General features: G+C 58.7%; 26 protein-coding genes, 1 other RNA gene and 1 riboswitch. Of the genes, 15 read left to right on the top strand and 12 right to left on the bottom strand.

All coding sequences use genetic code 11. The annotated features are described in order from the left end of the window. Positions 1–49: 49 nt before the first annotated feature. Complete coding sequence (locus ACR0NW_RS23380) at positions 50–1,978, top strand: elongation factor G (RefSeq protein WP_480453165.1); 1,929 nt, start codon at positions 50–52, stop codon at positions 1,976–1,978. A gap of 130 nt (positions 1,979–2,108) precedes the next feature. Here ACR0NW_RS23380 and ACR0NW_RS23375 read toward each other — a convergent pair whose 3' ends face one another. Genes ACR0NW_RS23375 through ACR0NW_RS23360 form a run of 4 tightly spaced genes read right to left on the bottom strand, consistent with a single transcriptional unit; the run spans position 2,109 to position 7,799 of the window. Next, positions 2,109–3,686, bottom strand: a complete 1,578-nt coding sequence (locus ACR0NW_RS23375; protein ID WP_480453163.1) for an ABC transporter ATP-binding protein — start codon at positions 3,684–3,686, stop codon at positions 2,109–2,111. Then, the gene (locus tag ACR0NW_RS23370) at positions 3,683–4,789 is read right to left on the bottom strand and encodes an ABC transporter permease (RefSeq protein WP_480453162.1); all 1,107 of its coding nucleotides are present in this window, start codon (positions 4,787–4,789) and stop codon (positions 3,683–3,685) included. Before ACR0NW_RS23370 ends, ACR0NW_RS23375 begins: the two co-directional genes overlap by 4 nt. After that, entirely contained in the window at positions 4,790–5,881 is a 1,092-nt protein-coding gene (locus ACR0NW_RS23365) for a microcin C ABC transporter permease YejB (protein WP_170657177.1), read from the bottom strand. Position 5,882: 1 nt separating this feature from the next. Next, a complete protein-coding gene (locus tag ACR0NW_RS23360; protein ID WP_480453161.1) occupies positions 5,883–7,799 on the bottom strand; it encodes an extracellular solute-binding protein in 1,917 nt (638 codons plus the stop codon). Between the two features lie 215 nt (positions 7,800–8,014). Here ACR0NW_RS23360 and ACR0NW_RS23355 point away from each other — a divergent pair, with 215 nt between their 5' ends. Further along, on the top strand, positions 8,015–9,133 hold the full coding sequence (locus ACR0NW_RS23355; RefSeq protein ID WP_480453160.1) for a calcium:cation antiporter: 1,119 nt from the start codon (positions 8,015–8,017) through the stop codon (positions 9,131–9,133). Positions 9,134–9,196: 63 nt separating this feature from the next. Here the strand turns inward: ACR0NW_RS23355 and ACR0NW_RS23350 are convergent, their stop codons facing one another. Then, positions 9,197–9,706, bottom strand: coding sequence for a c-type cytochrome (locus tag ACR0NW_RS23350; protein ID WP_170657225.1), 510 nt, complete (start codon positions 9,704–9,706; stop codon positions 9,197–9,199). Positions 9,707–9,824: 118 nt separating this feature from the next. Between ACR0NW_RS23350 and ACR0NW_RS23345 the strand changes: the two genes are divergently transcribed. Beyond that, positions 9,825–10,658: a prephenate dehydratase gene (locus ACR0NW_RS23345; protein ID WP_170657183.1), complete on the top strand. Its 834-nt coding sequence runs from the start codon at positions 9,825–9,827 to the stop codon at positions 10,656–10,658. A gap of 30 nt (positions 10,659–10,688) precedes the next feature. On the opposite strand, the gene ACR0NW_RS23340 is transcribed toward ACR0NW_RS23345, so the two are convergent. Together ACR0NW_RS23340 and nudC are read right to left on the bottom strand one after the other, a co-directional pair. Beyond that, the gene (locus ACR0NW_RS23340) at positions 10,689–11,156 is read right to left on the bottom strand and encodes an SRPBCC family protein (protein ID WP_480453159.1); all 468 of its coding nucleotides are present in this window, start codon (positions 11,154–11,156) and stop codon (positions 10,689–10,691) included. 39 nt (positions 11,157–11,195) lie between these two features. After that, positions 11,196–12,179 carry an NAD(+) diphosphatase gene (gene nudC, locus ACR0NW_RS23335; protein ID WP_480453157.1) on the bottom strand — a complete coding sequence of 328 codons (984 nt, stop codon included), beginning with the start codon at positions 12,177–12,179 and terminating at the stop codon, positions 11,196–11,198. A 166-nt stretch (positions 12,180–12,345) separates the two neighbouring features. Here nudC and ffs point away from each other — a divergent pair. Then, an RNA gene (gene ffs, locus ACR0NW_RS23330) (signal recognition particle sRNA small type) lies at positions 12,346–12,444 on the top strand. Between the two features lie 72 nt (positions 12,445–12,516). Here ffs and ACR0NW_RS23325 read toward each other — a convergent pair. Beyond that, positions 12,517–13,374: an alpha/beta hydrolase family protein gene (locus ACR0NW_RS23325; protein ID WP_480453156.1), complete on the bottom strand. Its 858-nt coding sequence runs from the start codon at positions 13,372–13,374 to the stop codon at positions 12,517–12,519. 85 nt (positions 13,375–13,459) lie between these two features. Between ACR0NW_RS23325 and ACR0NW_RS23320 the strand changes: the two genes are divergently transcribed. Then, positions 13,460–14,023: a TetR/AcrR family transcriptional regulator gene (locus tag ACR0NW_RS23320; protein ID WP_480453155.1), complete on the top strand. Its 564-nt coding sequence runs from the start codon at positions 13,460–13,462 to the stop codon at positions 14,021–14,023. Between the two features lie 17 nt (positions 14,024–14,040). After that, a riboswitch (cobalamin riboswitch) is annotated at positions 14,041–14,246 on the top strand. An 88-nt stretch (positions 14,247–14,334) separates the two neighbouring features. Further along, positions 14,335–14,742 (top strand): hypothetical protein, encoded by a 408-nt coding sequence (locus tag ACR0NW_RS23315; RefSeq protein WP_480453153.1) that lies wholly within the window; start codon positions 14,335–14,337, stop codon positions 14,740–14,742. Positions 14,743–14,759: 17 nt separating this feature from the next. On the opposite strand, the gene ACR0NW_RS23310 is transcribed toward ACR0NW_RS23315, so the two are convergent. Then, positions 14,760–15,263 (bottom strand): protein-tyrosine phosphatase family protein, encoded by a 504-nt coding sequence (locus ACR0NW_RS23310; RefSeq protein WP_480453151.1) that lies wholly within the window; start codon positions 15,261–15,263, stop codon positions 14,760–14,762. 167 nt (positions 15,264–15,430) lie between these two features. Between ACR0NW_RS23310 and ACR0NW_RS23305 the strand changes: the two genes are divergently transcribed. From ACR0NW_RS23305 to ACR0NW_RS23280, 6 genes are all read left to right on the top strand, one after another. After that, positions 15,431–17,194: a DNA polymerase III subunit gamma/tau gene (locus ACR0NW_RS23305; RefSeq protein ID WP_480453149.1), complete on the top strand. Its 1,764-nt coding sequence runs from the start codon at positions 15,431–15,433 to the stop codon at positions 17,192–17,194. Between the two features lie 95 nt (positions 17,195–17,289). Next, the gene (locus ACR0NW_RS23300; protein ID WP_480453148.1) at positions 17,290–18,159 is read left to right on the top strand and encodes a TauD/TfdA dioxygenase family protein; all 870 of its coding nucleotides are present in this window, start codon (positions 17,290–17,292) and stop codon (positions 18,157–18,159) included. A gap of 72 nt (positions 18,160–18,231) precedes the next feature. Further along, on the top strand, positions 18,232–18,576 hold the full coding sequence (locus ACR0NW_RS23295; RefSeq protein ID WP_480453146.1) for a YbaB/EbfC family nucleoid-associated protein: 345 nt from the start codon (positions 18,232–18,234) through the stop codon (positions 18,574–18,576). Between the two features lie 64 nt (positions 18,577–18,640). Further along, positions 18,641–19,234, top strand: coding sequence for a recombination mediator RecR (recR, locus tag ACR0NW_RS23290; protein ID WP_480453145.1), 594 nt, complete (start codon positions 18,641–18,643; stop codon positions 19,232–19,234). A 70-nt stretch (positions 19,235–19,304) separates the two neighbouring features. Then, complete coding sequence (locus tag ACR0NW_RS23285; RefSeq protein WP_480453143.1) at positions 19,305–19,868, top strand: histidine phosphatase family protein; 564 nt, start codon at positions 19,305–19,307, stop codon at positions 19,866–19,868. Positions 19,869–19,995: 127 nt separating this feature from the next. Beyond that, a complete protein-coding gene (locus ACR0NW_RS23280; protein WP_170657208.1) occupies positions 19,996–20,484 on the top strand; it encodes a hypothetical protein in 489 nt (162 codons plus the stop codon). Here the strand turns inward: ACR0NW_RS23280 and ACR0NW_RS23275 are convergent. Next, positions 20,481–21,122 (bottom strand): ribonuclease T2 family protein, encoded by a 642-nt coding sequence (locus ACR0NW_RS23275; RefSeq protein WP_480453141.1) that lies wholly within the window; start codon positions 21,120–21,122, stop codon positions 20,481–20,483. The genes ACR0NW_RS23280 and ACR0NW_RS23275 overlap by 4 nt on opposite strands. Positions 21,123–21,252: 130 nt before the next feature. Here ACR0NW_RS23275 and ACR0NW_RS23270 point away from each other — a divergent pair, with 130 nt between their 5' ends. Both ACR0NW_RS23270 and ACR0NW_RS23265 read left to right on the top strand, forming a co-directional pair. Continuing rightward, a complete protein-coding gene (locus ACR0NW_RS23270; RefSeq protein ID WP_480453140.1) occupies positions 21,253–22,017 on the top strand; it encodes a DUF1013 domain-containing protein in 765 nt (254 codons plus the stop codon). Positions 22,018–22,071: 54 nt separating this feature from the next. Then, positions 22,072–22,461 (top strand): hypothetical protein, encoded by a 390-nt coding sequence (locus ACR0NW_RS23265; protein WP_480453138.1) that lies wholly within the window; start codon positions 22,072–22,074, stop codon positions 22,459–22,461. Between the two features lie 60 nt (positions 22,462–22,521). Here ACR0NW_RS23265 and ACR0NW_RS23260 read toward each other — a convergent pair whose 3' ends face one another. Beyond that, positions 22,522–23,553 carry a permease gene (locus ACR0NW_RS23260; RefSeq protein ID WP_480453136.1) on the bottom strand — a complete coding sequence of 344 codons (1,032 nt, stop codon included), beginning with the start codon at positions 23,551–23,553 and terminating at the stop codon, positions 22,522–22,524. After that, positions 23,546–23,854 (bottom strand): ArsR/SmtB family transcription factor, encoded by a 309-nt coding sequence (locus ACR0NW_RS23255; RefSeq protein ID WP_480453134.1) that lies wholly within the window; start codon positions 23,852–23,854, stop codon positions 23,546–23,548. Before ACR0NW_RS23255 ends, ACR0NW_RS23260 begins: the two co-directional genes overlap by 8 nt. A 138-nt stretch (positions 23,855–23,992) precedes the next feature. Between ACR0NW_RS23255 and pdxR the strand changes: the two genes are divergently transcribed. Then, a complete protein-coding gene (gene pdxR, locus ACR0NW_RS23250) occupies positions 23,993–25,453 on the top strand; it encodes a MocR-like pyridoxine biosynthesis transcription factor PdxR (protein ID WP_170657220.1) in 1,461 nt (486 codons plus the stop codon). Positions 25,454–25,690 lie beyond the last annotated feature (237 nt).

Raw genomic sequence — 25,690 nt, 5'->3', positions numbered from 1 at the left:
ACGCCCCTTTCGTGCAGCGGAACTGCAACCAGAGAGAGGGACAGCACCCATGCGCGTCTTTACCGTCCTCGGCCCCAGCCAGTCTGGAAAATCCACACTGGTCGAGGCCATCAGCCGCCTCGACGGCCGGCCAACCACATTTGACGTATCCGGAACCGTGCACTTGCACGGTTTTTCTTATTTGGGCGAGCCGTGGTGCGCCATCGACGTGGACGGGGGCGGCGATGCGCTAGCCTATGTCGGGCCTGCCATGGCAATTTCCGATGCTGCGGTGGTGGTGGTACCGCCAGACCCTGACGCAGCAGTCTTGTGCGCACCTTATCTGCGGATGGTGGAAGAGGCGGGTATTCCCTGCTTCCTGTTCATAAACCGAATGGACAGCCCCAACGGGCGGGTCCGCGACATCATTTCGTCGCTCCAGACCTATTGCACGCATCACATCACGCTTCGACAGGTTCCTATCCGTGACGGCGATCAGGTGATCGGGGCCGTCGACCTGATCTCGGAACGGGCGTGGAAATATCAGGAAGGGCAGCCCTCGGCCCTGATCGAATTGCCTCAGAACGCAGAAGACCGGGAACAGGAGGCCCGGACAGAACTGCTGGAGACGCTTTCGGATTTCGATGACAACCTTCTGGAGCAACTGATCGAGGACAAGCAGCCGCCGAGCGCAGAAATTTACGATCTTGCCGCGCAGGTTCTGCAGAATCACCAACTGATACCTGCCTGTTTGGGAGCGGCCAGCCATGGCAACGGCCTGACCCGCCTTATGAAGGCGTTGCGGCACGAGGCACCCGAATTTGACATTGCCGCAGGCCGGGACGAAGCCGCCGACAACGCCCGTGCCATCGCTGGTTTTGCCGATGTGAAAAAACATATCGGCAAGATCATCGTCCTGCGCGGGCTTGGGCAAGGGGTCAAGGCACACGAAAACCTTGGCGGAGAAACCGTGGGCAATCTGACGACGCTCGACGCCAAAACTCAGATCGGCTCGCTTGAGGCGGGGCAGATTGGTCTGGCGGTGAAATCCGATCACCTCAACCCCGGCAGCCTATATGACAGCGCTGACGCGACGCCTTTGCCGGAATGGGCCAGTTCACACCCGTCCGGATTCCGTCAGGTTGTCTCACCCACTCATGAACGTGACGATGTGCGATTGTCCAATGCTTTAACCCGGCTGGACGAAATCGACCCGGGCCTGCACCTCAGTCAGGACGAGCACAGCGGACATGCGGTTATCGGCACTCAGGGGCCGCAGCACATGCGTCGCATCACCGCCAAACTGGCCGAGGACTTTGGCATCGAGATCGAGGCCGAGCCAGTCGAAACCGCCTACAGAGAGACAATCCAGTCCCCGGTCGAGCATCGGCATCGTCATCGCAAGCAATCGGGCGGAGCGGGGCAATTTGCCGATGTGGTGATCTCGATCACGCCCATGCCACGCGGATCGGGGTTTGAGTTTGACGATGTGGTCAAGGGCGGTGCCGTTCCAAAGAACTATATCCCGTCGGTTCAGCACGGTGCCGAAGATGCGCTTGCGCAAGGTCCCCAAGGGTTTCCCGTGGTCGACCTGAAAGTCACCCTGAAGGACGGCAAGCACCACAGCGTCGACAGTTCGGACTATGCCTTCCGCATGGCTGGAAAGAATGCCGTGCGCGAAGCACTGCCGGAGGCAAAACCAGTGGTTCTACAGCCGATCCTGCATGCTGAAATTCATCTGCCGTCGCTATATGTTGGCGATCTGGTTCCGACGATCAGCTCGTTGCAGGGGCAAGTTCTGGGCTTTGAAGGCAACCCGAACGCACCCGGCTGGGAGATCTTCAACGCAATGCTACCGGCGGTTGCCGAAGACGAGTTGCATCGCACCCTGGCAAGCGCGACGCGCGGAACCGGCTGGGTAAAACTCCGCTTTGATCACTATGAAGAGCTTCGCGGTCAGGCACCAAAGGTATCCCGCGAAAAAGCCAACGCCCACTAACGGGTTCGCCAAGGAGACTCTGCCCGTCTTTCGGGCGGAGGCAGGTAACGGTCGACACGCAAAGGCGCCTGTTCAGAAGTTGAAAAAAGGACCGGCGATTTTGCGCAGGCGGGCGGGCACAAAGCCCGCCCTATCCCGCCGCCGCGATCAGTTCGCGGGTATATGCGGTTTGGGCATTTTCAAACAGCGCATCGGCAGTGCCCATCTCGACAATGTCGCCCTGTTTCATCACCAGCACGTTGTGGGACATCGCCCGCACAACCTTTAGGTCGTGAGATATGAACAGATAGGCCAGACCGTATTTGCGCTGCAGGTTCCGAAGCAAATCGACGATCTGCACCTGCACCGTCATGTCCAGTGCGCTGGTCGGCTCGTCCAGAACCAGCAGTTTGGGCCGCAGGACCATCGCCCGCGCAATCGCGATACGCTGCCGCTGACCGCCCGAGAACTCGTGCGGATAGCGGTCCATCGCCTCCGGGTCGAGGCCGACTTCGTCCATCACTTCGGCAACCAGTTCGCGCGGCTCACGATGCGGGTCCACGTTGTGAATGGCCAACCCTTCTGCGATGATCTGCTGGCACGTCATGCGCGGGCTCAGCGAACCGAACGGGTCCTGAAACACGATCTGCATATCCTTGCGCAGACGCCGCAACTGCCGCGTGGACCATCGCCGCACATCCCGGTCGCGAAAGGTGATCCCACCTTCGGACGAGATCAGCCGCATGATCGCAAGAGCCAGCGTTGTTTTGCCCGAACCGCTTTCGCCAACGATGCCCAGCGTTTCGCCTGCCCGAACGGAAATCGAGGCGTCGTTCACCGCCTTTACGTAGCCAACCGTGCGCTTGAAAAACCCGCGTTGGATCGGAAACCAGACCTTGAGGTGATCCGTGCGCGCAATTTCTTCCGCATCAGCGGGCAGTGGATCAGGTGAGCCCGACGGCTCGGCCGCCAGCAGCTTTCTGGTATAGGGATGTTGCGGATTGTCGAAGATTTCGGTGGTTTCACCGGTCTCGACGATTTCGCCATCTTTCATGACGCAGACGCGATCGGCAATCCGCCGCACGATGCCCAGATCGTGGGTGATGAACAGCATCCCCATGTTTTCAGATCGTTGCAATTCCGCCAAAAGTTCCAAAATCTGGGCCTGAATTGTTACGTCCAGAGCTGTTGTCGGCTCATCCGCGATCAGAATGTCGGGCTTGTTCGCCAATGCCATCGCAATCATCACGCGCTGGCGCTGACCGCCGGACAACTGATGCGGATAGCTGTCCAGACGCTCTTCGGGATCGCGGATACCGACCTTGTTCAACAGTTCCAGAATCCGGTCACGCGCCTGATCTCCGACAAGCCCCTGATGCAGCGCCAGAGATTCTGCCATCTGCTTCTGGATCGTGTGCAGCGGGTTGAGCGAGGTCATCGGCTCCTGAAAGATAAAGCTGATATCGTTGCCGCGCACGTCCATAAGATGCTGCTCGGATGCGCCGATCATCTCCTGCCCGTCATAAAGGACAGAACCTTCGACCGTTGCACTTTCCCCAAGCAGGGAAACCGTAGACAGCGCAGTGACCGATTTACCTGATCCGGACTCGCCCACCAAAGCAACGGTTTCGCCACGATCGACGGTGAACGAGACCCCTTTGACTGCGGCCGAAACGCGCCCGTCCTGCTGAAATGAAACCCTGAGGTTGTTCACGGCAAGAAGGCTCATGAGAATGTCTTTCTCGGGTCGAACGCATCGCGGACGCCTTCGAAAATGAAGACCAGAAGCGACAGCATGATGGCAAAAGTGAAAAAGGCGGTGAAGGCCAGCCAAGGCGCCTGCAGGTTCTGTTTCGCCTGCAATGTCAGCTCACCCAAAGACGGGGCCGAGGAAGGCAGACCGAAACCCAGAAAGTCCAACGAGGCCAGACCACCAATCGTGCCGGTGACGATGAAGGGCATGAAAGTCAGCGTCGCCACCATCGCATTGGGCAACATGTGTCGGAACATGATGGTCATGTTGCCGACGCCCAGCGCCTTGGCCGCGCGCACGTATTCCAAATTTCGCGCCCGCAGGAATTCTGCCCGCACAACGCCCACCAGACCGGTCCAAGAAAACAGGATCATCAGCGCGACCAGCAGCCAGAAACTTCGTCCCAGAATGGCGAACATGATGATGATGACGTAAAGCGACGGGGTGGCGGACCAGATTTCGATGATCCGCTGGAAAATCAAATCCAGCCAGCCCCCGAAAAAGCCCTGTATGGCACCGGCGAACACACCGATCAGACTGGCAACGCCCGTGACCAGCAGGGTAAACAGAATCGAAAGCCGGAAGCCATAGATCACACGCGCAAGAACGTCGCGTTTTGTATCATCCGTGCCCAACAGGTTCTGTCCGTTCGGTGGCAGCGGTGCGGCCCCCGGACGATCAACCGACGTGTTGAATGAATACGGGATAGGCGGCCAAATGGCCCAGCCCCGTTCAAAGCCTTCTCCTTCGAACGTCCCCGCCTGAATTTCATCGATGATACCTTCGGGGTCGTCAAAGCAGTCTTCCAGCCCACCACTGTCGATCAGGCACTGGACCTCGGGGTCGCGATAGATCGCCTCGGTCTTGAAGTCGCCGCCGAAATCGGTTTCCGGGTAGAACCTGAAAATCGGAGTAAAGAACTCACCCCGGTACTTCACCAGGATCGGTTTGTCATTGGCGATGAACTCGGCAAAGAGCGACACACCGAACAGCACAGAGAATATGATCAGCGACCAGAAGGCCCGGCCATTGCGCCGGAAGTTGCGCCAGCGGCGCTGGTTGAGAGGTGACAGAGCCATTTACCCCTCCCGCTTTTCGAAATCGATGCGCGGATCGACCAGCACATACATCAGGTCGCTGATGATACCGATGACAAGGCTGAGCAGGCCAAAGATGAACAGCGTCCCGAAGATCACCGGATAGTCCCGCGCGACGGCAGCCTCGAACCCCAAACGACCGAGGCCGTCGAGCGAAAAGATCGTTTCGATGATGATCGAGCCCGAGAAGAAGACCCCGATAAACACCGCCGGAAAGCCTGCAATCACAATCAGCATGGCGTTGCGGAAAACGTGACCATACAGAACCTTGCTCTCACTCAGCCCCTTGGCGCGCGCTGTCATGACATAGTGCTTTTTGATCTCGTCCAGAAACGAGTTCTTGGTCAGAAGCGTCAGTGTCGCGAACGCGGCGATGGTCGAAGCCACAACCGGCAGCGTGATGTGCCAGAAGTAATCCAGAACCTTGCCAACCAGACTGAGGCTGTCCCAATTGTCCGACGTCAGCCCTCGCAGCGGGAAGATCTGCCAGTACGAACCACCGGCAAACAGGACAAGCAGAAGGATGGCGAACAGAAAGCCGGGGATGGCGTAAGCCACGATTATCGCGCCGCTGGTCCAGGTATCAAAGGTTGATCCATCCCGGACCGCCTTGCGGATACCCAGCGGAATGGAAACCAGATAGGCGATCAGGGTCGACCACAGGCCAAGCGAGATCGATACCGGCATCTTTTCCAGCACAAGGTCGATCACGCTGATCGACCGGAAGTAGCTTTCACCGAAATCCAGCGTCAAGTAATTGCCCATCATGGACAGGAACCGCTCAAGCGGCGGCTTGTCGAACCCGAATTCTTTTTCAAGCTGGGCAATGAATTCAGGCGGCAGACCTCGTGCGCCGACATATTTGTCATCGAACCCGCCAGCAGGTTCGGCGCTGGCCCCGGCTTCGCCCGAGCCGGCAAAACCGGCAAACACATCACCCTGCCCTTCGATCTGGGCGATGATCTGCTCGACCGGGCCTCCCGGCACGAACTGAACCAGCGTGAAGTTGACGATCATGATGCCCAGAAGGGTCGGAATGACCAGCAACAGGCGGCGGAGAATATATGCGCCCATTTTACCGCAGCGCGCCCTTTGCCTTCAGCGCGGCCTGTTTCTCGGGGTTTACCCACCACAGATCAAGATAGCCAAGACCGAACGGGGGCAGTTTTTCAGGGTATTCGTACATATCGTAATAGGCCGTCCAGTAGTCCGCTATATAGCCATCGGGGATGACGAAGAACTCATACCGCAATGCCCGGTCAAGCGCCATCAGGGCTGCATCCTGGGTTTCCTGATTTTCCGTTTCGAACGATGCTTCGATAATCGCATCGACCAGAGGACTGGCCAGACCGGCGGGGTTGAACAGGCTGAACGCGGCCTCATCCGAGCCGTACATCTGGCTCAACCCACCACCAGTCGACAGGAAAGAACCATAGCGCGTGGAATACACCATGTCATAATCCCGCTCGCGACTACGCAGAGTGTACTGGGCGGGGTCCACCTTTTCCGCGCTGGCGTCCACACCGATTGCCTGCAGGTTCTGCACAAATGTCTCGATCATCGTCGCGGTCGAGGTTGGGATATTGGACGGATAGGGGATGTTGACCTTCAGGGTCTGCCCCTGTGCGTTGCGGCGCAGATTTCCGTCGCTCACCTGCCAACCTGCCTCGTCCAGCAGGTTCGAAGCCTGACGCAGGTTGCGTCTGTCATTCAGACGGCCGGACCGGGATTCATGCGTGACGACAGCCGGCTCGGTCAGAAATTCCGATGGCACCACATCCCCCAGAGACTGCAGGAATGTCAGCTCTGCACCTTCGGGGGTGCCTGTCGCCTCAAGATGTGTACCTTCCACGAAAGAACTGCGCGGAGAGTTCAGGCCGAACAACAGGGATTCGTTGGCCCATTCAAAGTTGAAGGCCAGCGCCAGCGCCTTGCGAACGTTCTTGTCTGCAAATTGCGGCTTGCCCAGATTGAACACGAAACCCGACGGTGTCGGGGGGCTGCCATCCGGGATTTCGTCCTGAACCACCGAGCCTTCGGTCAGCTTTGGGAAATCATAGCTGGACGCCCAGAGCTTGGGATCGCTTTCGATCCGCATCGTGTATTCACCGGCCTTGAACGCCTCGAACGCGGCGGTCTGATCGGCGAAATACTCCACCCGGATGGTGTCATAGTTGTGCCGCCCACGATTGATCGGCAGGTCCTTGCCCCAGTAATCATCGCGGCGTTTGTACAGAATGCGCCGGTTGATGTCATAGCTGTCCAGCTTGTACGGGCCAGATCCGACGGCCACTTCGAGGCGCGGCTCGTCCAGGCGGCGGGACTCGTCAGCCTCGAACCATGCCTTCGAGAACACGGGCGTTGAACCAACGGTCTCGATCAGGCTACGGCGAGTGACCTCGGGATCGAAGGTGAATTTGACGGTGTGATCATCCAGCGCCTCGGCGTTTGTCACCATCCGGCCCACGGCCTGCGCATAAGATGGCAAACCCTGTTCGATAAACAGCCTGTGGCTGTACACGACATCATCGGCGGTGACCGGAGAGCCATCCCAGAATGTGGCCTCGGGGCGGAGATGGAAAATGACGTAATTGCGGCCCTCGTCGTATTCCAGACTTTCCGCCAGCACCCCGTAATATTGCCCGACACTGTCTACCGTGCCTTCGATCAGGCGGTCATACTGAAGTGTGGTCAGCGCCCCGGCGCGCCCCTTGCGGGAATAGGGGTTAAGAGAGTCGAATGTCCCGGATGCCGACAACGCCAGTTCCCCGCCCTTGGGGGCATCGGGATTGACGTATTCAAGATGCGGATAGTCGGCCGGATAATCCAGATTGCCGAAATAAGAATACCCATGACTGCGTGTGATACCGTCATCCCCGGCGCGGACGCCCCCCGAGGCCGCAAGTGTCAGCGCAAGTGAAACTCCAAGCACAGCCGCCCATGCCCGATGTTTCGGTTTCAGCGCGACGGTCGGCACTTGGGGGGATTTCATCTGGCTCTTCCTCTGGTCGATATCGTTCTTTATCTCGTTTGCGCTAGCTAAAGGTCCAGCACTGGCAGTTGCAAGTTTAGAATGCGTGAACGCTTTGTGAAGTTTGATTTATAAGCTAATTTGGGCGGATTAACGCAATTTCCTGACGTTCAAATCTGTGTCAAAGCGAAAGCATGGACAACAAACTTTCACATCACCCGATAACAGGGATAACAATGCTGCGCCAAGAAGCGCCTCTGATCGTTGGTGTTCTGACCGTCGCTCTCTTTCAGTTCGGCGGCGATCTGTGGCTGAAGGATTTGCAAAATCCCCTGTTCGCGGCGGTTCTGTTTCTTGGTCTGTTCATTGCGGTTCTCTGGGCATCGTTCGGCGTTGTTCGCCACGCGGACGCTCTGGCAGAGTTGCTGGGCGAACCCTATGGGACGTTGATCCTGACGGTTTCGGTCATCGGTATCGAAGTGTCGCTGATCGTTGCGGTAATGCTGTCAGGCGACTCGGCCCCGACGCTGGCACGGGACACGATGTTCGCGGTTCTGATGATCGTTCTGAACGGTCTGGTCGGAGCGGCCCTCTTGTTCGGTGGCCTGCGCCATTCGACGCAAAACTACAATCTGCAGGGCGCGCGGGCATTTTTTGCCGTTCTGTTCCCTCTGTCCATTCTGGCGCTGGTTCTGCCGCGGTTCACCACCTCGACACCTGATCCCAGCTATGCACCGCTGCAAGCCATGATCCTGGCCTGCGCGACGACCCTTCTTTATCTGGTATTTCTGGGTATTCAGACGGTCCGGCACCGAACCTTTTTCGAACAGCCCTACTTTCCGGATGACAACCCCAGCCGCAGTTCAGCAACTGATGACGTGCACGAGCATCATGGCCCGATCAGGTCCGGAACGTATCACGCCGTGTTCCTGATCCTGACGTTGCTGCCGATCATCCTGTTGTCCAAACGGGTGGCAAAACTGGTGGATTTCGGAATTGTCGGTGTTGGCGCCCCTGCGGCGTTGGGCGGTGTGCTGATCGCGCTGCTGATCCTGACCCCTGAAAGCATGGCCGCAATCAACGCAGCGCGGGCAAACCGTCTGCAGCGTTCGATCAACCTGCTGCTGGGTTCGGCCCTTGCATCGATCGGCATGACCGTTCCGGCCGTGCTTTCGGTCGGGCTGATCATGGGGCTCTCGGTGCCATTGGGTCTGGATGACGCGTCGATCATCATGCTGTTGCTGACGCTGCTGACCTGCAACCTGACGTTTGGCGGTACCCGCACCAGTATCCTGCAGGGCGCCGTGCATCTGGTCCTGTTTCTTGTCTACCTGATGCTGATCTTTTTTCCCTGATCGCACACAAAAAAAGCCGCTGCACGGGGCAGCGGCCTTTCAATTCAAATCCCGGTGACCGGATCAGTCGCCAATGGTTTGCAGATATGCAATCAGGTTGACCCGATCCTCGGCCTTTCTCAGACCGGCGAAGCTCATGGATGTTCCCGAAATATACGAGCTCGGCTTAAGCAGGAATGCATCCAGTGCTTCCGGCGTCCAGTTGCCACCATGCGACTGCATGCCTGCGGAATAGCCGGTGAAGCCTTCGGCCGAGGCCAGCGGGCGGTCTACGACACCGTAAAGGTACGGACCGGTACCATTGGCGCCTTTTTCCAGCTTGTGACAGGCAGTGCACTTGCGGAATACCCGCGCACCTTTTTCGGGATCGGCTGCGGCCAGCAGTTCCTCGAATACCACCTCTTCGCCGTCAGCGCTTTCACCCGAGCTTTCGGTCTCGATGATATAGGCGGCTTCGGCGTCGTGCCCCCCAACACTATAGAGAACGTCGGCGCCCCATTTGGCCAGGAGCAGCGCCAAAAAGGCGCCAAACAGGCCGGCAGCGGCCTTGGTAACTGTCATCGTGTCGAACATTGATCGCGAGTCCATTTCAGCTGTCTGCGCGGGTGTCTAAGGCTTCCACTTGCAAGAGGCAAGGTATAGACACCGCGACTAAACGCCCAATCAATAACCTGTTGCAGGGAATCGTCCAATGACAAATCGCATCGCCTTTCAGGGAGAGCCCGGCGCCTATAGTCACGAGGCCTGCAGGAACGCAGCGCCCGACATGGACGCACTACCCTGCCGCACCTTCGAAGATGTGATCGAATCGGTCCGGTCAGGCGAAGCGGAGCTGGCAATGCTGCCGGTTGAAAACTCGACCTATGGCAGGGTTGCCGACATTCACCGGCTGCTGCCCCACAGCGGACTGCACATCATCGACGAGGCTTTCGTTCGTGTTCACATCAACCTGCTGGGCGTTCCGGGAGCAACGCTGAGCGACATAACCGAAGCGCATTCCCATCTGGTCCTGTTGCCCCAGTGCGAAGGGTTTCTGCGTCAGCACAACATTCGCGGGCGTGTCAGCCCGGACAATGCACGCGCCGCCCGCGAAGTGGCGGAACAAGCCGAAAAGCACTCGGCAGCATTGGCAAGCGAGCTGGCAGGTGAAATTTACGGGCTAAACGTTCTGGCCCGCCATATCGAAGATCGTGGCGACAACACCACCCGATTTCTGGTCATGTCACGGCAAGCCGACGAATCGCGCCGCGGCGCACACGGTATGCTGACCAGTTTCGTCTTTCAGGTCCGCAACATTCCGGCAGCGCTGTACAAGGCGATGGGCGGTTTCGCCACCAATGGCGTCAACATGACAAAACTTGAAAGCTATATGGTCGACGGATCGTTCACGGCCACCCAGTTTTATGCGGACATCGTCGGGCATCCCGATGACGAGAACGTGAAACTGGCCATGGACGAATTGGAGCACTTCACCACAAATGTCGAAATTCTGGGTGTTTACCCGGCAGCACGCCCCCGAAACTGAGTTTTGCAGGCAGCGGTATCAGGACCGGTTTCAGGTCCTGTGCGCATTCCGCTCTTCGAGATTCCGCGCGAACTCGGAAAAGCGAACCTGAAACTGACGTTTTATGCGGGACCGCCCGAGTTTCAGTGATTGCAGCAACAAACGTGCCGGCAGCGTTTTTGCGGCAATGGAAGTATTGATGCTCAATCGTGTTCTTCGTTGTGACAACGCCATCAGTTCGATCACGGTTTCTCCGCTCATGCCTTTGCTCAGGGCCTCGAAACGCATCAGGGACGGTGCCTCACAATTGGTCAGGACCACATTAACATGGCGCGGTTTCCCGCGAATGGTGACCACCGTTTCCCAACTCGTACCGGCCATATCCTGATCCGGAGTACCGATACGCCGGATTTCGAGCCCGCGCCGGATGGCCATACGCTCAAAACGGTCGAAATCAGCAACCATGTCGAAAACGGCGTGGATCGGGGCTTCGATATCTTCTCTGGCTGAAAATTGCATCGTGCTTCTGACAACTCGTTTTTGAAGTGCAGTCTTTCCTCAGTCCAGCGTATCCGCAAGCCAGTTTTGCAGCAGGTAATGCGCAATCGCACCTTTTCGGGCAGGCAATAGCTTGGGATGATCCCCGGCAAAAGCCTGCATCATTTCGCTTTTGCTGACCCATAGCGCATCCTCGATCTCAACAGGATCGATCCTGATCTCGCGGGAAAGGGCCTCACCATGGCATCCGAACATCAGGGATGCCGGGAAAGGCCAGGGCTGACTGGCCAGATAACCGACCCGCCCGACGGGCACGCCCGCCTCTTCCATGACCTCGCGCCGCACTGCAGCCTCCAGCGTCTCACCCGGTTCAACAAATCCCGCAAGCAGTGAGTACATCCCCTCAGGCCAGCCGGGCGACCGCCCCATCAGCACCGAATCGCCGTGTGTGATCAGCATGATCACAACCGGATCAGTGCGGGGAAAGTGCTGCCCGTTGCAAGCTGGACAGCTTCGCTGCCACCCAGCCTGTGTTATCTGGCTCGGCGCGCCGCATCTGGCACAGAACCGGTGCGTTTCATGCCAGCCGATCACGGCCTTTGCCGTGGCCGCCAGTTCGGCATCCCGCGTATTCAGACGGGTCATGATCCGGCGCAGTTCCGCAAATACATGGCCTTCCGGCAAATCCGGGTGCTGCTGTTCGGTTCGGTCGACAAAGTTTCCGACGCCCGAAAGATCAAGCCCTTCGGCTGCCCAGTTTGAAATGTCAGCGGCAAAAATGGGTGCTCCGCCACTCCCAACACCCAGTAAGACCGGCTCTTCCATAGCACCGCCCGGACCTGCCGTCACAAGCGGATGAGACATCCGCACATAAGCAAGATGATCGAGGCGCTCGCCCTTCACCAGAACCTTGCCGCGCCACAGCAGCAGGCATTGCGCATCCGGATGCGCAACGGCATTGGCCATCGCCTGTGGATCATTACGAATATGCGCCGCCCGATCCAGACCCGATCCGCCGAATGTTACCTGCTCTGCGCGTTTCATGCCCGCCCTCATGTGTTACGGGCAAATGGCTGCCACGGCTGGCCCGGCGGCGCAATGCCCGTTCTTATGTCAAAAGACCTCATATACGCCTTGGCGCGGTTTCATAAGCTAATTAGGTTTGATGTTGGCGGGTTGCCATTTTCCGATCTGTTGCCTATATCGGCTGCGAGAGGTTGGCGCGGGCGAGCGCCTCGCCAACCTGGTCAGGTCCGGAAGGAAGCAGCCACAACGAGTCCCGCTTGGGTCGATGTCCAGCCTCTCACCTTTTCCCGCTGAAATCGTGATCGCAAGAACCGCGCGGGTCTGTCGGTTTGTGCCCGTAACAGTGGCCGACGATTCACGCCATCAACTTTGGCCAGACAGCTGCATTCCGGCGGGCGAATGCCCCCAGATGCCCAACGTCCTTAAGCCCGAAGTCGCCCGGATTCAATTCGTGCCTTTGCGCTGCGGGGCCATAGACATCGGCCAGACGCCAGACACATTTCGGCGGAATCACCTGATCGTCGGTAAAGGCAAACATATCTACCTGAGCGTCCGAACGGCCCCAGTCCGCTGCTGGCAGGCCCTGCCCCGCTTCGGGCAAATAGCTTTTCCGCGAGGTGCACCATTTCCGCCACTGCCAATAGACCAGCGGCGGCAAGTCCGCGCCAAACCCGATCATCCGCCCGGGAAGATAACCCATCAAGCGAACCAGCAGGGGAGCGTGACCAAACCAAAACAGCCTCGCCAGCCCCTGATAGGGCCACGGATGATCACTGTGATGCACCAGACCCGAGCAGACGCAGATCATCCGGTCGATCTCTTCAATACCGGGTTGAACCGGCCCAAGCATCCCGCCGACAGAATGCCCTATGACCCACAGTTTCGCGTCCGGGAACCTGCGCCGCATCTCGTTTCGTGCAGCGGGCATATCGATCAGGGCCCAGTCTGCCATGGTCACCGTGGACGCCTTTAGTGGGCCGGTCTGCGAATGGCCGAAATCGCGGTAGTCATAGGTCAGGCAGGCCATTCCCTTTTCCGCTGCCAGCCATCGGGCAAAATGCTTGTAATAGTCTCTGGGTACACCCGTCGCGCCGTTAAGAACGACCACCACCGAAGGTTCGGCAGCCGGTGAATACAGGCGGGCCGACAGCTCCGCGCCGCCCGATGGAAACCTGAAATCTTCGACTATTACCGAATTCTGGCTGTCCAACATCACAAACCCCGCCAATCACTGGACCAATCGGTCCATTCAGTTCGTTCTGGACCAATCGGTCTAATCTCGTCAATATGCAATTCAAATGACCGAACGTCCGCTTCCGACCAAAGATCGCCTGATCCGCACCGCTGCCGAGTTGTTCCAGCGTTCGGGTTATCACGGCGTTGGTTTGTCCGAATTGCTTATGGCTGCGAATGCGCCCAAGGGTTCGCTTTATCATCACTTTCCGAACGGAAAATCCGATCTGGCGCTTGCTGCCGCGACATGGGCGTCGGATGGCATGCTGCGCCTGATCGCAGCCTCGTTTGAGCCCGCCGGGAACTTTCGAGAGGGCGTTGAGACCCTGTGCCACAAGATCGCGAAACTTTTCGACAAATCAGGGCATTGGGACACCTGCCCCATCTCGGCAACGCTGTTCGAAGGGCCTGAGAACACTGAATTTCGCGAGCACGCCTATCATCTGTACGAAGGCTGGATGACCGAAGTGAAAGACCACGCAAGGCGCCTGAACGTACCAGACCCCGACCTTCAGGCAGATGCCCTGTTCATCCTGCTGCAGGGGGGATGGCAACTGGCGCGCGCCCGGCAGAATTCGGACGTACTGCGCGGACTTCCAAAGATGATGCGGTTCGACGAATTCCGTTGACCCGGGCGCTTCCGTGCGGGTAGCACTTGCGTGATGGTTTCCGTGCCGAATCTTCGGACGGGATGAAAAGGGAACACGGTGCGGTTCAATTGAACCAATGCCGCGACTGCCCCCGCAACTGTAGGCGGAGAGCAATGCCGAAATGCCACTGGCCGAATGGCCGGGAAGGTCGGCAAAGCAATGACCCGCAAGTCAGGAGACCTGCCATCGAAACTGTAACTCGAATTCGGGCGGGGTGTCCGTAATGGGTTTGACGCACAGCGCCGTCTTTCCCCTGATCAACGCCCCATCCGTAGCGCGGAGGGCGCATCATGATTTTGAAAACCGAGACACACGTGCTTTCAGCCACGGTCTGCCAACGTACCGGCGAACCCTGTCCGGCGCTGTTGCACATGGCAAACACTCTTACCAGGGCCGTCACACAGGCTCGCCGGGCGACTTCGGACGGCTTCGAGATCGAGGGTAACACTGAACTTGCACATTGCCTTGGCGGCTGTACGGCGCGGTTTCACGCATATGGGAGCCGGATTCGCGTGTACTGCGATGTGGATGAAGCAACAGAAACCGCTCAGCTGGACCGCTATGCGGATGTCCTATTGAACCCGGCATCAACGTCCCTGCCATCCGGTTGGATCACCAATCCACCTTGCGCGATTCTTGAGGCGACGCCCCGAACAACCAGCGCCGTCACCTGCGGTCCGACCCACGCTTCGGCTTAGGTTACCGCAAGTTACTGTCAGTGCTGCGCGTGCGCCTGCGCGGGCTTTGTAGCCCAGTCCAACTGCCCTTCGGTCTCGACCGCACAAGGGCGCACGGCGCGCAGGCGGCTCAGCGCCTTTGCCGGTGTTTCGCCGCACTCTACCATCAATCGCAGGGCAACCATGCCCGAGCGGCCGCACCCGCCCTTGCAATGCACCAGCACGCGCCCGCCACCCGACAACGCCTGCCGGGCAGAGGCGCTGACGTCACGCCATCGCGCGCGAATTTCGGCAGGCGGCGCCCCGAAATCCTCGACCGGGAGATGCACCCAGCGGCTGGCGCGGCTTTGAATGTCAGTGCCAAAATGCCGCGCGCCCTCCTGAATCATCTCAACTTCGGTGGTCATCGAGATCACAAGACCCGGCTGCCAGTCGGCAATCGTGTTCAGATCTTCGGAATATCTTCCGCCACGCCCCGGCAGCGGGGAAATGGCCAGCGTTCCGCCGCCGACCTGCAAGGCGTATATCACCAGTTCAGACATTTAACTCCCCCCAAACAGGCCCTGCCAGTCATGGCCGTCCGGTTACCCACAGCTGTAATTTACCCCGCATCGGGCATTATCCAAATTAATTTCGCAACGACCTGCTGTGGACGCGGGCGGCGGGGGGCTCTACGCTGCGGCTTCAGTACGAATCCGCCAGAGCAGACATGACCGACACCGCATCCACGGCCTATCAGGTCCTTGCCCGAAAATACCGCCCCGAAACCTTTGCCGATCTTGTCGGTCAAGACGCGATGGTGCGGACACTGAAAAACGCCTTCGAAGCCGACCGGATTGCGCAGGCTTTTATCATGACCGGTATTCGGGGCACCGGCAAAACCACCACCGCGCGGATCATCGCAAAGGGGATGAACTGCATCGGCCCGGATGGTGAAGGCGGTCCAACGACAGAACCCTGTGGCAAATGTGAACATTGCACCGCCATCATGGAAGGCCGCCATGTCGATGTCATGGAGATGGACGCGGCCAGCCGCACCGGCGTCAACGATATTCGCGAGATCATCGATTCTGTCCGCTACCGCGCCGCCAGCGCGCGCTATAAAATCTACATCATCGACGAAGTGCACATGCTGTCGACCAGCGCCTTCAACGCGCTGCTCAAGACGCTGGAGGAACCACCCGAGCATGTAAAGTTCATCTTCGCCACCACCGAGATTCGCAAGGTTCCGGTGACGGTGCTGTCCCGCTGCCAGCGCTTTGATCTGCGCAGGATCGAGCCTGAGGACATGCTTGGCCTGCTACGCAAGATCGCCAGCGCCGAAAGCGCGGAGATCGCCGAAGACGCGCTGGCCCTGATCACCCGTGCTGCGGAAGGTTCCGCCCGTGACGCGACATCGCTGCTGGATCAGGCGATTTCTCATGGGGCGGGGGAAACCTCGGCCGATCAGGTGCGCGCGATGCTGGGGCTGGCGGATAGAGGGCGCGTACTGGACCTGACAGACATGATCCTGCGCGGCGACGCGGCAGGGGCACTGACCGAACTGGGCGCGCAATATGCCGAAGGGGCCGACCCGCTGGCGGTGCTGCGCGATCTGGCCGAAATCACCCATTGGATATCAGTGGTCAAAATCACGCCGGACGCAGCCGAGGACCCGACCGTTTCACCGGACGAGCGCGCCCGTGGCCAGCAGATGGCGCAGGCTCTGCCGATGCGCGTACTGACCCGGATGTGGCAAATGCTGCTGAAGGCGCTGGAAGAGGTGGCAGCCGCACCTAACGCGATGATGGCGGCGGAAATGGCGGTTATCCGTCTGACGCATGTGGCCGACCTGCCCAGCCCCGAGGAACTGATCCGGCGTCTTCAGGACACGCCCCCTCCACCTTCGGGCGGCCCGGGCGGTGGCGTCCCGGTAAACGGCAATAGTGCCGCCGTCACAAATGCGGGTGTCGTTGCAGCACCTGCACACGTGCCGCCACCACGTGGAAGCGGAGGTGCACCAACTGCCGCGCTGGCGCAGGAACTGCAGGCAGCCCTTGCGCGTTATCCGACCTTTGAACATGTGGTCGAACTGATCCGCTCGAACCGCGATGTAAAACTGCTGGTCGAGGTTGAAAGTGGTGTGCGACTGGTATCATACCAACCGGGCCGGATCGAATTCACGCCAACCGAACAGGCCCCGACGGATCTGGCGCAACGGTTGGGTTCATCCCTGCAGCGCTGGACAGGGAACAGATGGACGGTGTCCGTCGCCTCGAACGGCGATGCGCCAACGATTGCCGAATTGCGCGACGCCGCAGAACTCGCCCTGAGGGCCGAAGCCGGAGAACATCCGATGGTACAGGCCGTGCTGGCACAGTTCCCTAAGGCACGCATCACCAAAATCCAGACGGTTGAGCAACTGGCCGCCAAGGTCGAGACCGAAGCCCTGCCCGAGGTCGAGGATGAGTGGGATCCCTTCGAAGAAGACTGACGCGTCTTGCACACATCTGCAGCGATGTCGCAAACCGGCTTGAAACCCGGGCCTGCGCCTCTCACTCTGACTAAAACCCTGCGAGTTTGAGTGACATGAGAACGACACCGCTGCATCAAAGGTTTGGACTGACTATCCACGACGTGGATTTGCGCGAAGTGACGGAAAGTCACCTCTATCCCGAAATCCGCGCAGCGTTCGAGGCGCATTCCCTACTACTGTTCCCCGGCCAGTCCATCTCCGATTCGGATCACACGCGCCTTGGCGCATTGTTTGGCCCACTGGAAAATCGCGAAGCCATGGCCGCGGGACGGGATATGGAGTTTCAGGTCTCGGAACTGTCCAACCAGACCGACAAAGGAATGCGGGCCCGGGACGATCTGCGGCTACTTGATCTGCAGGCCAACATGTTGTGGCACACCGACAGCACATTTCTGCCGATCCCTGCATTGATCAACATCCTGACGGCGCATGTCGTTCCGCCAAGCGGCGGCGAAACCGAAATCGCCTCAACGCGTGCGGCATGGGCAGATATGCCGGACCACCTGAAAGATGCCTTGCGCGATGCAATAATCTGGCACAGGCTTTCACATTCCCGGTCGAAGATCTCGGCCGACCTTGCCGCTTTGCCGCGCATGACCCGCTGGCCCGACAGGCCATGGCGCGCGATCTGGACCAATCCGGTAACCAAGGATGAGGCGCTGTTTATCGCCTCGCACGCCTTTGCCATAGAAGGCATGGGTCATTCCGAAAGCCAGCAAACCCTTGAAGAGGCAATCGAATTCTGCACGCGCCCTGAATATGTTTATTCTCATGAGTGGAAGGTCGGCGATGTTCTGATCTGGGATGAGCGCGCAACCCTGCATCGGGGTCGCCCATGGGATTATGATCATCCCCGCATTTTGCGCTCGATCTGCTGCTCGGTGACCGAAGCGGATGGTCTGAATTCCGTGCGCGTCATCTGAGCCACCCTGCCCCTTGTGCCGCGCACGCACCCCCCGTATCTAGGCGTCAAACCGGCATACAGGAGAAAACCAATGCTCAAAGGACTCGGCGGATTGGGCGATATGGCCAAGATGATGAAATCCGCACAGGAACTGCAGACCAAGATGACCGAGATGCAGGAAGAGCTGAACAACATCGTGGTCACAGGCGAATCCGGCGCGGGCCTTGTCAAGGCAACCGCATCCGCCAAAGGCGATCTGAAGGGCCTCGATATTGATCCGTCGATCTTCAATGGCGACGAAAAGGAAGTGGTCGAGGATCTGATCCTTGCCGCCATCAAGGACGCGCAGGTCAAGGCGGCCGAGCGTTCGCAGGAAGAAATGGCAAAACTCACCGAAAGCATGGGTCTGCCGAAAGACATCAAGCTGCCGTTCTGATACACCCTCCTGACGGATCAATGGCCGGGCATCGGTGCCCGGCCCATTTGCAGGAGAACGCGTGGTGAGTTCGAACAGCGATATCGACAACCTGATCGACCTGATGGCCAAGCTGCCGGGCCTCGGGCCGCGCTCGGCCCGCCGCGCGGTATTGCACCTGATCCGCAAACGCGCCCTGCTGCTGACACCTCTGTCTGACGCTATGCAGCAGGTGGCCGCCACCGCCCGCGAATGCCTGAACTGCGGCAATGTAGGTACCACCGATATCTGCGATATCTGCGACAACGAAGCCCGCGCAACCGGAGAGTTGTGCGTGGTCGAGGATGTGGCCGACCTCTGGGCGATGGAGCGCGCAGGGGTATTCAAAGGCCGCTATCACGTTCTGGGCGGCACTCTGTCGGCGCTGGACGGGGTCGGCCCGGACGAATTGCGCATTCCGCGCCTCAAGGATCGGGTGACGGCCGAGGGGATATCCGAGGTCATTTTGGCGCTGAACGCCACTGTCGACGGCCAGACCACGGCCCACTACATCGCGGATCAGCTAGAGGGACAGGTGCGCCTGACTTCACTGGCGCAAGGTGTGCCGATTGGCGGAGAGCTGGATTATCTTGATGACGGGACAATTACGGCGGCGCTCCGGGCGCGGAAGGAAATTTAGACTAGTAGCACTTTTCAGCTCCAGTTGACCGAATTTTACCGGAACACATCAAATTCTCACAGGTATTCTCTTGAACAAATACCCCGATCTTTTTGTCCTGAGGCACGGTGAAACCGAGTGGAATAAGCTGGGTAAATTCCAGGGCCGCAAGGATTCTCCACTGACCGAAACCGGCAAGTCTCAGGCGGTGAGGCAGTACGAGATCCTCAGCCGCGTTCCGAACGCGCCTTCACGTGTTTTCGTCAGTCCGCAGGAGCGGGCTCAACACACGGCGAGGCTGGCAATTGCGCCTCATTTGGTAGCAAAACCCGACACTCGGCTGATGGAGATAGCGTTTGGCCAATGGGAAGGCGCCACAAGAGATTTCATCCGGACCCAGATCGAATCCCCGTACGAAAGTCATCATTGGTTCTTTCAAAGTCCTGGCGGTGAAAGCTTTGAGGACATTGCCAATAGAGTCCGATCCTTTCTGGACGAGCAGGACGCACCGGCGATTGTAGTAACACATGGTGTTACTTCACTGGTGCTCAGGGGTATCTGGTTAGGGCTGGATTTGGACCAGCTTCTACAACTGCCAAGGACCCAAGGGTGCATTTTTCACCTCTCCCAAAACACCGAAACCATCCTGACATGACCCGGCTGTCAGCGATTGGGGTGGAATTTGGCTGCATTAGCCGCACCTGCTTTCTGACAAGCCTCTATGGCTGGCCGCGATACTGCGCTAAAGAATGATAAACTCAGCGTTTTTTGGGAGCTTTTCGATGACCCGCCTTCTCGCCCTTGCCTTTGCCGCCTTCACAGCAACTGCCGCTATGTCTCAGGAACTGATCGACAAGGGCTTTGTCGAAGGCTGGAACATCATGATGGATCCCAGCCTTGGCAACGGGTGCCTGATCCAGACGGTTTATCAGGACCTCTCGGTGGTTCGGCTGGGTTATGACGCGCTGGGCAATCGCGGGTATTTCACCGTCTACAACAAGGCCTGGGGTGATATAGAACCGGGGCAGAGCTATCCGATCCGGTTCGAACTGGACGGCAAGAGCTTTGATGCCACCGCCATCGGATTCAGACAGGACCGCGTGCCAGGGGGGACGGTGTTTTTCACCGACCGAAATTTCGTCAATGCCATTGCGAATAACAAGACCATGACCGTCTATAACCCGGCAGGTGAGCGAGTGATGGCGATTGACCTGAAAGGGACTGCCAAGGCACTGGAATACGCACGGGATTGCCAGAACAAGAAGCTCTAACGAATCGGATCGAACAGGGCGTCCTTGGCGGTGCAGTCGCGGATCACATCCCGACCGCAGGGCACGGGATCAAGATCGCGAGACAGGCACAGGCGGACCTCTTCGATATAGCCGTCCCGGCAGGTCACCGTGACCATGTCTTTTTCCAGACCCGGATTGGCTTTCAGAAACGCCTCCTCAACCACCGAGGCGGGCAGTTTGACGGATGCGTCCAGCTTGCGGAACACCTTGGGGCGCTCGACCCGGTCGTAAGCCTGCCGTGAAAGGGCGAAATAGTCGGGCGCGGAAAGACCCGAACAGGTGCCGTGTTTCTTCCACTGATGCCAGGCCAGACCGGAACTGCCCTGAATATCTTCCATTTCACGGGTCATGCCGCGCGATGGGGGTGCCTCAGTCGTGCGGCAGAAGGCTGGCCAGCCCTGATGGTACTGCGGCCAGAGCCCGTGCAAAATCCATCCGTGGTCGTGCCGCGCGTCGCATTGGTCCGATCCGCGCGCATCACCTTCGCGCGCGCACCAGTTGGGCGACCAGCTGAGAGACAGGACATAATAGTCGAATTCGCCCGCCTTTTCGCCATCGGCCAGCACTGACATCGCACTGAACATCCACAAAACCGGCCCCAGAACCACCCAGCGCATTCGCCTCTTCCCTTCTTGCCCTTGCGCGACTATATACAGCCCAAGTTCCCCGACAACGGAAACCTGCCCCAACACCACGGGGCCGCCGAATTCCGGCGACGGGACAGATGTATTTATAGGAGACGGGCTGATGGCAAAACCGCTTATGGCCAAGGCAACAGCCGTATGGCTGGTGGACAACACCACGATCAGCTTCAAGCAGATCGCGGATTTCGTGGGGATGCACGAGCTTGAGGTACAGGGCATCGCGGACGGAGATGTTGCGGCTGGCGTCAAAGGTTTCGACCCGATTGCCAACAACCAACTGACTCAGGACGAGATCGACACGGCGCAGAACAACCCGCTGCACAAGCTGAAGCTCAAGTTCAACCCCGCCGCCACCGGCGAGGAAAAACGCCGTGGCCCGCGGTACACACCGCTGTCCAAGCGTCAGGACCGTCCGAATTCGATCCTGTGGCTGGTCAAGTTTCACCCGGAACTCAGCGATGGCCAAATCGCCAAACTGGTGGGCACCACCAAACCCACGATCCAGTCGATCCGCGAACGCACCCACTGGAACATCGCCAACATGCAGCCGATCGACCCGGTCGCTCTGGGCCTGTGCAAACAGTCGGAACTGGATGCCGTGGTCCAAAAGGCCGCTGCCAAGAAAGCAGCCGAAGGCGGCGTGATGAGCGATGATGAGCGCCGCAAGCTGGTCTCGACCGAACAGTCGCTTGAAATGGATGCCGCACCGAAAATTCCGACGGCGATCGAAGGTCTGGAAACCTTCTCGTTGTCCGATGATGGCGATGAGGAAAAGGACAGCGATCCGATCATCGATGCGGACAGCTTCTTCAACCTGCCGAAAGGCGGCGGCGACGACGAAGACGAGGATGGCGAAACCCGCCCCTGACCCAATTTGACCCCGGCCTGATCAGGCCGGGGTTTTCTGTATCTGCAGGATGCAATGCTGAACGTTCTTTCAACTGTCTTTGGCCCCCACCGGGCCGTCTCGATCTATGTATTTTTTCAGACCAAGGGGTTGGCCGTACTGGGCGTTGTAGCCTTGTTCGCCATTCTGGCCGGCCTGCTTTTGTTCAGCGGCGATGGCAGGCACGAGCATGACTCGTTCATGACTGTGCCCGTTCTGTCCGCCACACCGATCAACGGAGACCTGAACAACGGCGTCATCGCGTCGGTACGATTGCCGGACGGGTCTGCCGCATCGATCACATCAACCGAGGCCGAGGTTTCGACAACCGTGGGCACAACTGCCTGCATTGAGAAACGGGTTTTTGTCGAAAGTGGTGACGCGCGATATCGTTTCAAACTTCCGCGATATTGCGAGGCCGGATAACGGAATACCCGTTGCCAGGTTGAATGCCGCCCGCCCCTTTTTTGACGGACGGCACTCTTGTCAGATCAGCTGGAACAATGCGCCCGCCGCAATTGCCCCGCTGATGCCAAGCCCAAGATATGTCGCGAATACGCGCGGCTTAACCAGAGACCAGACAGCCGCCATCGCAGGGATCGAGCTGACAGCGCCCGCCACCATAAAGGCCATCGCGGCGCCTGCGGTCATGCCCTGTTCCATCAGCCCTGCCAGAAGCGGAGGCGCTACATATGAGTTCAGATAGGCAGGCATCCCGACCAGAGCGGCGACAATGATGGGGAAAAGACCTTCACCCCCGACTGCTCCCGCGATCAGATCCGCCGGGACATAGCTGACCAGCAAGGCCTCCAGAACATAGGCGAAGGCCAACCATTTCAGCAGGAACAGGCCGTTATGCACGAATTCAGTGCGGAACTTGCTGCGGCGCTCGGCCTCTTCCCAGAACCGCCAATGGGGCTTTTCTTCCTTGCTGGGGCCGCAGCCGCAGCAGCCAGCGGGCTTGTATTCCCGCAGCGGTTCAGCAAACGCGCCCTGTTTCATCAGCAGTTTCACAGCAAAGCCCCCAAACAGCCCCAACGCAACAGCGGCAACAGCCTTGCCAATCGCGAAAGGCCAGCCCAGTGCCCCTGCCGTAATCAAAAGGGTCGGCGGGTCGATCAGAGGGGAACTTAGCCAGAACGCCATCACCGCAGACAGCGGGGCGCCCAAGGCCAGCAAACCGGCAATGAACGGAATAACCTCGCACGAGCAGAACGGGGCAAGCCCGCCAAAGAGCGCGGCCAGAAAGATCATCCGCGTCTCGCGCCCGACAAAAGCGCGCGCGACCATCACCTCGGCACCTGTCGCCTTGAGATAGGCCAGCAACAGAACCGCAAACAGAATATACTGCCCGGTATGGGCCAGCGCCTTGCCCGCAAAGGTCACGACAGTGGTCCAGTTTCCGGGATCAAGCACGGCGACGGCCGCCAGAATGGCAACAATCAGCGCCCAGGGAGTCTTAACCCATTCCAGCGCGCTTTTGGCAACTGGTCTGGGATTTTGCGTCAGTTCAGCCATTGTTGGCGGCCTTTCTCTCTTCGTCGGCGCAACATTCGCTCAGAATGAATTGCGCAAGTTTTTTAAGTTCATCAAACCGTGCCCGGTTGATCGTGGTGCGTCCGGCCTTTTCCTGCTCAACCACTCCACCGGCCGCCAGAAACCTGAGGTGATGCGCCAGTGTCGACGGCGCGATGCCCGTCCGGTTCTGGATTTCACCCACGGTCAGACCGGCCTCACCGGCGCGGACCAGTGTCTTGAGCACCTGAAGCCGGGCTTCGGATCCCATTGCAGAAAAACCCGCGGAGGCTGTTTCCCACATTGCTTATCTCCATTAAACTAGATTTCTAGTTATTTGGTTTAGAATCGTGTGAAAGTCAACCAATTTTTTTCAACTGAGGGATCGTTTCGGATGTAAGTCCAGATTGTGCACACCTTAGGTCCACGTTAAGGTGCCCGAATGGGGATCGCAGTCGACACATTCTTTCTGAAACCTGACGGGCAAGGCACGCTGCAGGCGCAAATCCAGCAGATGATCGCCGAAGGCATCCTGTCGGGGCGATTCCATGTGGGGGAAAAGCTGCCGTCATCCCGGAAACTGGCCGGTCACCTGGGGGTCAGCCGAATCACCGTCACGCTGGCCTATACCGAGCTTCTGGCCAATGATTACCTCGTCTCGCGGGGACGATCCGGCTATTATGTTTCTGAAAACGCGCCTGTTCCGCCAACCTATGCACCCATGCAGCGCGGTGAGGAAACCGTGGATTGGGGCAAGGCGCTGGCGCGGCGATTCTCGGGCGGCGACGTTCTGCCAAAGCCGATGGACTGGCGCGATTATCGCTATCCCTTCATCTACGGACAGGCCGACCGGACCCTGTTTGACCATGCCAATTGGCGCCTGTGCGCGGTGCGCGCCTTGGGGCACAAGGATTTCGCCTCGTTGACCGGCGATTATGTCGATGCGGATGATCCTTTGCTGGTCGAGTTCATCGCGCGCCACACCCTGCCACGACGGGGAATCGCTGCCCGACCCGAAGAAATACTGATCACGCTTGGGGCACAGAACGCTCTCTGGCTTGCTTCGCGGGTGTTGCTGAACCGCAGCCGCAAGGCAGCAATCGAAGATCCCTGCTATTACGCCCTGCGCGAGTTGCTGCTGCGATCGGAATGCAAACTCGCACCGCTGCGTGTCGATATGGACGGTTTGCCACCGCAAGCCATTCCCGACGACACGGATGTGATCTTTACCACGCCCAGCCATCAATGTCCGACAACAGCGACCATGCCGCTTGAGCGTCGGCACGAGCTTTTGCAACGCGCCCGTGAAATCGACGCCATGATTGTCGAAGATGATTACGAATTTGAAATGGCTTTTCTTGGCGCACCTTCCCCGGCGCTCAAGTCTCTGGACCGCGATGGCCGGGTCATCTACGTCGGCAGTTTTTCGAAATCCCTGTTTCCCGGTCTGCGCCTCGGATACATGGTCGGATCGGAACGTTTCATCCGCGAAGCGCGGGCCTTGCGCTCTCTGGTCCTTCGCCATCCGCCCGGCCACGTGCAGCGTACGGCTGCCTATTTTCTGTCTCTCGGGCATTACGACGCGCAGATCAGGCGAATGTCCAAAGCCCTGCAGGAACGCCGAAAAGCGATTGAGGACGCGATTGAGGATGCAGGCCTGACAGCCGCCGGGCGCGGTGTTCACGGCGGGTCGTCGATCTGGATGAAAGCGCCGGATCATGTGAACACGACAACACTGTCGCGCACATTGCAGAAACAGAGCGTACATATCGAACCCGGTGAGCCGTTCTTTTACGGGGCGGACCGTCCGCGAAACTATTTCCGGTTGGGGTATTCCTCGATCACCCCGGATCGGATTCGGCCGGGGATTGACCTCATCGCTTCGGCAATCCAATCCGCATAGGTCTTTACTGGACATACCCGGCCATTCAGTCTGGCCCTAACCTACTGCCACCCCTTCCGCCTATTCCAGATTCAACGCCCGGGCATCCGCCTTGGCAATCATCATTGCTGCTTGGAGTACACCCCGATGAAGATGACGACGGAAGAGGCCTTTGTTAAGGTACTGCAGATGCATGGTATTGAGCATGCGTTTGGGATTATTGGCTCGGCGATGATGCCGATTTCGGATTTGTTTCCG

Source organism: Ruegeria sp. CF5 (assembly GCF_056537325.1).
This window is presented reverse-complemented; position numbering and strand designations above follow the sequence as displayed.